At 58.9% G+C, this 2340-nt stretch carries 1 protein-coding gene and 2 pseudogenes; 2 read left to right on the top strand and 1 reads right to left on the bottom strand.

The window, feature by feature from the left end:
- Positions 1 to 293: 293 nt before the first annotated feature.
- Positions 294 to 422: pseudogene (locus tag EN780_RS40970) on the top strand (LysR family transcriptional regulator); the annotation flags it as partial.
- 104 nt (positions 423 to 526) lie between these two features.
- Here the strand turns inward: EN780_RS40970 and EN780_RS32325 are convergent.
- Positions 527 to 673: pseudogene (locus EN780_RS32325) on the bottom strand (multicopper oxidase domain-containing protein); the annotation flags it as partial.
- 993 nt (positions 674 to 1666) lie between these two features.
- On the opposite strand from EN780_RS32325, the gene EN780_RS39105 reads away from it, so the two are divergent.
- Positions 1667 to 1936, top strand: coding sequence for a hypothetical protein (locus EN780_RS39105; protein ID WP_024504272.1), 270 nt, complete (start codon positions 1667 to 1669; stop codon positions 1934 to 1936).
- The last annotated feature ends 404 nt before the right edge of the window (positions 1937 to 2340 follow it).

Raw genomic sequence — 2340 nt, 5'->3', positions numbered from 1 at the left:
ATCACGCTTGGGCAACTGACAAAGCCCAATGCTCATAAAGCCGGATCAGGTCCGGCCGGTGTGTGGCGTAGGTGCAGTATGACGATGTGAGCCGCTACACCGTGCGCGTCTCCCAGTCTGTCCATAGACTCGGAAGAAGTCGGACCCGGTCAGTTGCAACTCCCTTTCCCAGCACTCCACTGCCCGGTAGAGCGCATGAAAAATCTCCTTTCGGGCGGTTTCTGTTCTGCCCATGCAGGATTCCAGAACATTGATGAAATCGTTTGTTTCGATGAAAGGCATCCACACTTTGGATGGTTGACACGCGTTTCAAAGATCGTGAACTACATCTCGTCGTTGTGCTCGACGCACTCCCGACAGAGCGCAACCTCATGGGCGCGGCATGCAGGATTAACCGAGCCCAGCCGGTCATGAGTGCGGCCGGCCGGGTCGGGCGATAGGCAGTCATGCCCTGCCCTTCCTGCGGGTCAAGCACTCCGAAAAAACATTTCCCCCATAAATGCTAGATCTTCCGTTGCCTTTTCGCGGGCTTCTGCGTGAGGTGAGGCACGCCATCCATGGCATGTGGCACACGCACGCGATGCCAGTGCACGGTCGTTTTCTCGGCAAGGCCGTTCTCTACCTCGACCCGCACGCGCTCGCCCTGACGGACCCGGATTTCCGGGCCTGGAACGGGCCTTCGGCGCGCAATCGAGCCCGGTTCACCCGGCCCAATGGCGTCCACTTTGGGGGCGCATGCACTGCAGACCCGCTGGACCTGATCCGGGAGAGGATGGGCGCGGCGATTGGAATAGCTATGAAAGCGCATCGGACCGTGGAACTGCGCGCGCAGACTTTCGGAGGAAGGCTCGCTTTTAAACGTTATCGTGCAACTCTGACCGTTCTTCGCCTTGGCGGGTGCCGCGGAAGAATCCCGGGTTCTGCGAGCGCTGCGAGAACACCTGCGGTCGATCCTGTACCACAATCTCGCGAAGCTCGATGCTCTCTACAAACGATGTCTTGGATTCTCACGCCCTTATTTCAGCACTTCGCTCGCTTGCCCGACTCGGCCGCGGTCAGCCTTCACCGCCAATTTTATTGGCGCAGCGACGTTCCTATCGGTTCAGGCGAAGCTTCTTGAACCTGCCGCTCTCTCGTTGCCCTGGCACGATTAATCGTCCTCTCAGTCTGTCATTGGCGGAGTCGCTCCTGAGGCGCGCGCCGGCGAGTTCGAGGAGCGCGTGGCTATCTCCTCGGTCCAGCCGGATTCCGCTGCGCGCTCAGCCAATTCCTGGAAGGCCGATTCCAAGGCGAGCTGGCATTGAAGGCCGCGGTCCGGATGGTCGACTAGCTTGGTTCCACGATCGCAATGCTTGATCGCTTCATTGCAGGCCATGGGCTCTCGCCCTCTCCTTTTGCCACACGAGGCGCCAGCTCACGTGTTGTGCGCCCCGGCAACCGCTTTCACCAGCCGCTCCAGCGATCCCGCGCGCTCCAGCTCCGCAAAGAATGATGCGGCGTGACGCTACCCAGCCGGTGCTTCTCGGCCATTTGCACACATAGGGATAGTCGACCATGAAATCGGACCGAGGCGAGGCGTTGGACGTTTCAGTCTTGGTCTGAATGCGCCGCCCACGAGCCGATCGGCCTTCTCGATGATTTGGCGCACCCTCGTTGTCGACAAGCCATGTTCCTGAGCCAGGTCGGCGAAACTCTTGCCCTTCAGAAAGCCGTCGACCAGGGCTATGTTCCTATCGACGGTCGGCTAAATCCCAGCAGGCGCGCGCAGTTTTCCGGCATCATTCCGTTTGTTCATCCGCTTGTCCGCGCCCCCTGCAAATCCTACCGGGCCAAATCGGTGCTTGGAAGACCCACTCATGTCATGGCCTCGGGAAAGTACAAGGCCGACGGTTATGTGAATACGAAAGATGCTGGCGATCACCATGATCGTTGGTGACCGCTGACCTCCCCAATGTCGGCTTCGACGGCACACCGGGAGCTCTCGGCAATGTTGAATAATTCCGTTTGAAGATGGTTGACTTCGTCGTCGAGGCTCGATCCATCAGGATCGGTATCGACGATTCTATATTTGAGAAACCCAAATTCGTTTGACTCGCGCAATTCGCTGTACGGCGTATCATCGCAAGCGCGGGATTCCGACATCCTGCGAAGTGCCCGCGTTGCTGGAATCGATTTTGCGGAAGTAAAAAGGCCCCGGCGCTGGGTCGGCGCGCAGGGCCTTCAGGCATGTACGAGCTACCAGCATGTCCAGTTATGATCGTGCGCTATCATAATGAACAAACGGTGAATGATCGCTATCCGAGGTGCAGGGCGGGCGAGATGGTGGGGCGGTGGGGGACC

The sequence above is a fragment of the Mesorhizobium sp. M4B.F.Ca.ET.089.01.1.1 genome, assembly GCF_004022605.1.
Lineage (GTDB): Bacteria > Pseudomonadota > Alphaproteobacteria > Rhizobiales > Rhizobiaceae > Mesorhizobium > Mesorhizobium abyssinicae.
Note: the sequence above shows the minus strand (reverse complement) of the source record. Positions and strands in the feature narration are given on the sequence as shown.

Excerpts from the sequence above, each read along its gene's own strand:
- EN780_RS39105 (WP_024504272.1), top strand. The coding sequence starts at position 1,667 with ATGTTCCTGAGCCAGGTCGGCGAAACTCTTGCCCTTCAGAAAGCCGTC.